Origin of the sequence: Bartonella sp. AU18XJBT (genome assembly GCF_028618595.1) — a bacterium.
Lineage (GTDB): Bacteria > Pseudomonadota > Alphaproteobacteria > Rhizobiales > Rhizobiaceae > Bartonella.
The window spans coordinates 1-8,117 of the sequence record NZ_JAQITE010000051.1; the positions used below are offsets into that span (position 1 = coordinate 1).

3 protein-coding genes are annotated in these 8,117 nt (G+C 37.0%); all 3 read right to left on the reverse strand.

The window, feature by feature from the left end:
• Positions 1-910: 910 nt before the first annotated feature.
• Positions 911-6,289 carry a Vomp family autotransporter gene (locus PVV60_RS08935; RefSeq protein ID WP_273724403.1) on the reverse strand — a complete coding sequence of 1,793 codons (5,379 nt, stop codon included), beginning with the start codon at positions 6,287-6,289 and terminating at the stop codon, positions 911-913.
• 474 nt (positions 6,290-6,763) lie between these two features.
• Positions 6,764-6,943: a hypothetical protein gene (locus tag PVV60_RS08940; RefSeq protein WP_273724404.1), complete on the reverse strand. Its 180-nt coding sequence runs from the start codon at positions 6,941-6,943 to the stop codon at positions 6,764-6,766.
• 812 nt (positions 6,944-7,755) lie between these two features.
• On the reverse strand, positions 7,756-8,117 hold a 362-nt coding region (locus PVV60_RS08945; RefSeq protein ID WP_273724405.1), incomplete at its 5' end, for a YadA-like family protein.

Genomic DNA, 8,117 nt, shown 5'->3' on the forward strand with positions numbered 1-8,117 from the left:
AAAAATGTAGCCGCTGTAGCCAACGAAAGAACTTTAACAAAAGAAAAACGAGAACGTTTTAATTCACTCGTTGCTTGTGGGGCATATAATTTTTTCATAACAAACTCTCCAATGAAAAAACTTAAAAACACCTCCAAAACATAAAAAAGACATATTTTAGCATTATTGATCTCTTTGGTATTTAAAATAGAGGATCATTGCTTAGAATGTGAACATATTGAGTCTTTAATTTTGTTTTGTTTGTGCTTTCTGTATTGAGATCTAAATGTTTTTTCTTTGGTTATGTTTTGTGGACATAAAGATAACACATTTAGAGTCTAATGGTTTTAGTGTGCTGTTTTTCCTAACTGAGAAAGAGATCTTACATATTTAATATTACTTTTTACTTGGTAATCGTTGCTATAAAATACTTTGAAAAAGTTCTTAGTATGTATTTTCCTAATTATATACTTTGATTTTATTAGAAAGCATTGTTTTATTAATAAAAAGTAAAGTAAAACGAAATTGTAATATGTTTGAAATCTAGCTCGTCTTGGATAACAGACTGTTCGTTTTTAATATATCATATAATAATATGTGCGCGGTTCTGTGATGTGCCTTTTATCTTGACGCATTGCTTATCCCCCCTTTGAAAGTTATTTTATCAAAATGAGTCTTACTAATATACATCTCCGTAGCACTATAGACTGTTCAAGAAAATAGCAACATAAAAATATAACTTTTTAGCAATATGGATTCTATTGTGATATTTTTGCAATAAAAGCATATAAAGATTTTCTACAACCTAAAAGTTTATAGTCTCATCAAATATTATGCTTATCTCTAGATAAATAGAGTGCGTCTGTTAAAAAAAATCACCCTCATTTCAATAAATGAGGGTGAGTGTTTTGTTCAGTTTTCGTTGTTCGTATTATTTTATTTTCAGAGTGATTGCACCACCTATTCCCCAATGACCACCAGCACTCGTGGCAGAGAGATTAGAGCGGATTTTTCCGTTTTCAGATGTATAACCAGCACCAATAGCAAATGCGGATTGTCCACGCCATGCCCCGCTACCAAATGAGACGCTCAAAGAGCCTGGGTCATCAAAGTAACGGAGGTTGGAAACTGCTAGACCAACAGCGGCTGCTTGTCTTGCCTCTTTGCGTACGCTCTTAATGTCATAACTTAAAATATTAAACTTCATATCTGTATATCGGTCAGACCGATCAACAGCATCATCAATGGCATTAATAACAATATTATCTACCCGACTATCCGTATATTTTTTTGCATCATCGAGAACAACCTTCATTTGCTGCTCAGTATAGTCATGCAGTTGCCCACCATTCACTGCTTCTTTCGATCCCTTCTCAATACGGCCATCAGCAACATTATCAATTAAAACAGGTTCACTGGGATCTCCACCCGCTAAAGTGATCCTATTGGTCTTATTCCCTTCTCCATCTTTATCATAGTTAACCGCACCATCTGCAACTGAAATTTCAATATCTTGGATATGTTGATGGATATTATCAACCTTGTTTTCAATTGTGTCTACCCTGTTTTCAACTTCTGTGACCTTCTTGTTCGTCTCCCATAGCTGTCCTCCATTTACAACTTCTTTTGAGCCTTTTTCAACCTTACCATCAGCTACATTATCAATCTTGCTCGCTTTACCTTTATGACTAGCGTCATACATTCCTTTCTGTTCATTCCAATTTAAACCATTGGAAGAGACATTCTTTTCAACATTTTGAATGCGTTTGTTTATCTTGGACATACTCTCACTCACGCCGTCAAAAGCACTGGCAACGTCATGATAGCTCTTCTTCTTACCAGAACTGCCATCAGCATTGAATTGCGCTACGTTGAAAGTAGGAGAATTCCAATCATCGTTTTCATCATATCCAGCACCACCACCAAAATAAGAAGCAAGATGATCACCCATAAAATAAAGCTGCGACCCATTTACAGCATCCATTGAATCATACGAAATGTCTCCGTCGGCAAGAAACTTAATTTTGCTATTGGACTCTCCATGCCGTGCTACAAATGCCCGCTCATCCCCGTTCCACAACAAGGCATCTCCTTTAACTTCTTGTGTAATATTATTGATTTGTTGTGTAAAATTATTTGTCACATTCGTTAAATGATCATTCACATTCTTTACATTTGCATCAAGCCCACTCAACGCTTCACCCACATTTTCAAAGATTTTCTGCCCCGCAGAACCATCTGCAGAAACTGTAGATAAATTATACCGTGGTCCTACAAAAGCACCATTCTCGAATGACGCACCACCACCAAAATAATTTGCTATATCTCCAGATATTTTATTAATTTGGTTCCCATTGATTGCATCATGCGATCCTTGCGCAATCATGCCATCTTTAACGTTATGAAGGGCAACGGGGCCTTGGTTATCCATCCCACCTAAAGTTACGCTACCATAATTAACAGCACCGTTTTCTTTATCATAAAGAACTGCAGCAGCACTTGTAAGATTAATATCATTAGAAATCTTCTCTATACTTTTATCAAGCTGGGCTTTGTTAACAGCTTCATCATTATTAACCGCTGCCTTCACACCGGAAATTGTACGAGCATCACCAGATTTGTTCGCAACATTGATTTCAGTCCCACCTGTTGCTTTACCAATGGTGATAGTACCTTCATTTTCCTCCTGCTTAACAAGGCTATTTTTTGTCGCATTTGTAATCTGATTTTGTATATTCGTGATAGAATTATCAACAGCATTAAAAGTAGACTCAAAATCATTATGTGGTTTGCCCTGAATAGTGTAAGTGGGCGCCTTACCATTAGATACATCTGCACCACCACCAAAATATTGTGATGTATTTTGAGCAATTTGTGCTAGATCATTCGTAACAGTGATAACATTCTGATTAGTGGCAAAGAGCTGCGAACCATTTACAGCTTCCGTTGAATCTTTAGAAATGTCTCCATTGGCAAGAAACTTAATTTTGCTATTGGACTCTCCATGCCGTGCTACAAATGCCTGCTCATCCCCGTTCCACAACAAGGCATCCCCTTTAACTTCTTGTGTAATATTATTGATTTGTTGTGTAAAATTATTTGCCACATTCGTTAAATGATCATTCACATTCTTCACATTGGCATCAAGACCCGTTAAGGCCGAACCAACGTCAGTAAAGGTTTTCTGTTCTTCGGAACCATCTACAGAAATATTAGATAAACTATATTTTGGTCCTTTAAAAGCACCATTCTCAAATGAGGCATCACCACCAAAATAGTTGGCAATATCTTGGGAGATTTGATTAATTTGGTTTCCATTAATCGCATCATACGAATTTTTAGCAATTTTGCCATCTTTGACATTAAGGAGAGCTACTGGTCCTGTGCTTTTACCGCCACCCAAAGACACACTATTATAATTAACAGTTCCATCTGCATTTTTATCGTAGAGAACTGCAAAAGCACTTCCCTCTTTAATGTTATTAATACTGTTACTAATATCTGCTATACGGCCATCCAATTGTCCTTTATTAACGGCTTCATCATCCTTAACCGCTGCCTTCACACCAGAAATTGTACGAGCATCACCCGATTTGTTCGCAACATTGATTTCAGTCCCACCTGTTGCTTTACCAATGGTGATAGTATCTGCCTCCCCTTCCTGTTTAACAATGCTATTTTTTGTCGCATTCGTAATCTGATTTTGTATATTCGTGATAGAAGTATCAACTGTACTAAAAGCAGATTCAAAATTATTATGTGGTTTGCCCTGAATAGTATACGTTGGTGCCTTGCCGTTAGATACATCTGCACCACCACCAAAATATTTAGATGTATTATCCGCAACATTGGTAACATTCTGATTAGTAGCAAAAAGCTGCGAACCATTTATAGCATCTGTTGAGTTAGCAGAAATGTCTCCATCCTTCAAAAATGTGATTTTGCTGTCTGCCTTCTCTCCGTTTGCTCCATGAAGAGCAATAAATGCTTGTTCATCTTCGCTCCACAAGAGAGAATCTTTAGAAACACCTTCAATTTTCTGAGTAAACTCATTGGTTACGTGTGTTAAGCGACTATTCACATTCTTTACATTTGCATCAAGCCCTGTCAAAGCCTCACCAACATTATCGAAGATTTTCTGTTCTCCAGAACCATCCGCAGAAACTGTAGATAAATTATACTGTGGTCCTACAAAAGCTCCATTCTCAAATGAGGCATCACCACCTAAATAGTTTGCAATATCTCCGGATATTTTATTAATCTGGCTGCCATTAATTGCATCATTCGACCCTTCTGCAATTGTACCAGCTTGTACATTATGGAGAGCAACTGGTCCAGTGCTTTTACCGCCACCTAAAGTTATACTATTATAGTTAACAGTATCATTTTCTTTATCATAGAGAACCGAAAAGTTATTTGCTTCTTTAATGACCTTAATACTGTCCGTGATATCTGCAATTTCACCATCAAGTTGTTTTTTATTAACGGCTTCATCATCCTTAACCGCTGCCTTCACACCAGAAATTGTACGAGCATCACCAGACTTGTTTGCAACATTAATCTCTGTGCCTTCTATTTCCTTACCGATGGTAATACGATTTGTCTCTTCTTCTCGCTTAACAAGGCTATTGCTTTTTATGGTGTCAACAACATCTGCAATCTGACCATCGAGCTGTTCTTTATTAACAGCGTCATTATTGTTTACAGCAGCCTTTACACCGGAAATTGTCCTATCTTCACCCGATTTGTTTGCAACATTGATTTCAGAACCACCTGTTGCCATGCCAATGGTGATACGACCTTCTTCTCCACCATCTTGCTTAACAAAACTATTTGCTGCTATTTGATTTTTTATCTCTTGTAGCTGCGCAAAATTCACTGCATCATCAGGTTTTTCTCCATTCGCAACTCCTGTAATCTGTTTATTGCCAGCATCAATACCGTTCACAGTTATTTTAGCCCCATCAGCAAACAGAATGCCATCATCACTTATAGAGCTTCTTCCAGCGGTAACTCGCTGCACTGTAATATTCTTAGCTAGATCAAATTTTACATTATTGTCTTCCTCACCTTTTGTAATCGTAAGGTTGTCACTTGCAACTGACAAATCTACAGTATCTTTTATACCAACGGCTTTAGCATTTTCACCCCCAACAGACAGCTGCCAACCTTGATCTACATATGCTTGTAATGATTTTAGCTGTGCAACATTAACAGCATCAGAGTCGCTACTACCAGCTGCCACCCCTACAATCTGGCGCGTTTTTTGCGATTTAACATCACCAACACTCACTGCACTTAGTGTGCTTGCCCATATCATATCGTCAGCTGACGTGTCTTTAGTTAAAGGATTATAACCAAGCTTGCCAGCAGCAACATCAGCCACAGACTCGCTCCCAAGAGCAACACCTAAATGTGTCGTCACTGTTGAATAAGAACCAAAAGCTACAGATTCCTCAGCGTTCGCCTTAGCACGATGTCCAATAGCAATTGATTCTTTGCCCGCAGCTATTGTACGCGCCTCAGAGGGAATCGGTTTATCACCACTTCTACCTTCACTACCTATAGCAATACTTTTTTCACCTACAGCATACGCCAAATGACCTACAGCAACAGTAAAGCTATTATCCACCTGCGCACCATAACCAACAGCAACCACATCGGCAGCATTGACTATTATTTTGGCACCAAGAGCAGTAATATCACTATTATTATGGAGTTTGTCGGCCTTTTTTATATCATTACCAAATATGACATTAGTACCTGCTACATCACGTTGCATATCTGTCTCGCGCAGCATTCTAGCCATAGAGTCATTGTGCGAAGGATTCAATGCATCAATAATCGCTGTATTCTCACCATTCTGTGAACTGATGATCGATTTTTGATATTGCCCGCCTGCATCTAATGTTCTTTCCAATGAGTTTTTACCATCTGCCCTTAAAACATTCACAATAGGATCATCATTACTTATATTAGAAAGGGTTTTGGTTAAAAAATTTGCATCGTCATCAGAAGCGTCAACTTTTAGCATCATTGCCACATTCAATGCTGTTAAATAATTTTCCTTATCACCATCATAGTAATCATACGCAGAGATGATGCTTTGCGGATAAACCACGGCAGCATTCTTCATACTTTCAAGAGATGCTTTTTTTAAATCGAGATTTGCTGAAAAAACAGGAGCAGCATTCGATAAAAACAATGCCACCGCAGTTCCCAACGAAGCTACTTTAAACAATGATGATCGATAATGTGAACGAGAAAAACTCAAATCACGCAGATTTTGTGTAGTATATAATTTTTTCATAATACCCCCTCATAATAATAGATTAAAAACACAAAAAAGGTGAGCTCTAGAGCTTTCTTATTTCCCTTGTGTGTTCCTGCTTTTACAGCGTGTTTTAGGACATAAATAAAATTAAGACATAAACTGTTGTCTCTACAGCGTCTTTAGAGGGTAATTAGGGGCAGGTTCGTGAAAGTCAATTTAAGGAAGGTAAAAAAATACTTAATATTAGAATTGATTTCATTTTTCTATCAAAGGTTGTGTCTCGTTTTTAGCTTTGACCTCTTTGAAAAAGGTATAATTTCTGTACCTATTGATTATCCGTTTAGGCATCAATTTATTTTTCATGAATAAGATTTTTTATTTCATTAGAGGATTTATGAAAGCTTTTTACTAAAATGCCTCATCTATATCCTTACTAATGGTAATGTGTCTCGTTGCTGTATCCTGTTTTACAAAAATACTCACTACTACTTGTTCTTTTATTCCCTTCAGTTATGAAAAATTCATTGCATCAGTATTGCTCGTTCCTTCTACAACATTTGTTACTTGTTTACTTGCCGCATTAATACTACCGGTGGTTATTTGCGGGTCATCAGTAATTACTAAGCCTGTTGCATCTACTTTTGTTTTCTCTCCTAATGTTAGGCTTTTCAATGCTATGTCATTAGCCAAACCAAATATGAGCTTATTTTCATCGTCCTTATCTCTTTTAACCCTGAAGTTACTTCCTCCAAATGAAAAATGTATGTACTATCTAGCACCCACATCTTTAGCTACTTCAACAGCAATAGGCAGTTTCCAACCTTTTTTCTTACGGCTTCTTCTAAATCTTGCAACTGTCTAAGATTCACTGCAGCGGCAGGTTTGCTACCAGCTGCTACGCCTATAATTTGTCGCGTTATGTTCTTACTAGGAATACCAATACTCGCTCTGCACCTTTCCTACTTTTCCATTGATATTTGGTGTTTTTAGCCGATCCTTGCAGAAGAGACGTATACCCCAAATGCCAGCAGCCCTACCGGACATAAGGCAACTGATTAAAAAAACATAATATTTTTAACTATACTTTCTTAAGATAATTTGTCATTTAAACAATAAGACTTTCAATGAAAAATTATAACGACGCTAATATAAAGCATACGTTTAAAACTACACGAAAATAAAAGCTAAAACTGTCTTCTTTTAATAAAAGGCATATTCGTATTTACATTACTTTAGGAATTTTAATAAATCAAAATAACAGGATAGAGCAATAAGCTCGTTACCTAATTATCAAAAAAATAGCAATCAATTTTTTGAATCTTTTCCACTAAGCTCTTTGATGCTCAACAAAAGTTGTCATAGGTTTTTTCTATTCGGATTTTATATAATTACGAGAGTTTTTACATTTAGAATAGCTTTAGAGAACTCTGGAAGAAGGTAAAAAATTTGCCCTTTTCTTAAATAAGAAAAAGGCAATTCAATTTTATGGATTTAATCGTTTATTAGTTGAGTATCACATTAACCCCTGCACTTATACCCCAGTGCCCTCCAGAAGTGGTAATTGACAAGTTGGAACCAATATCACCGTTCTCTGAAGTATAACCTGCACCAAAAGCAAAAGCAGATTGACTGCGCCACAAACCACTCCCAAATGCGATTGTTAATTTTCCAGGAATATCACTATAGCGTAAACCAGCTACCGCTAGACCAACAGCAGCTGCTTGTCTTGCCTCTTTTCGAACATCCTCAACAGCATAATTCAACGCCTCAAACTTCATATCTGTATACGAATTAGCCTCACTAACGCCGTCTTTTACAATATTAGAAACTTGCTTATCCGTATACTTTTTGGCATCTTCAAGAA

Coding starts and splice junctions, on each gene's coding strand:
- PVV60_RS08935 (WP_273724403.1), bottom strand. CDS start 6,289: ATGAAAAAATTATATACTACACAAAATCTGCGTGATTTGAGTTTTTCT.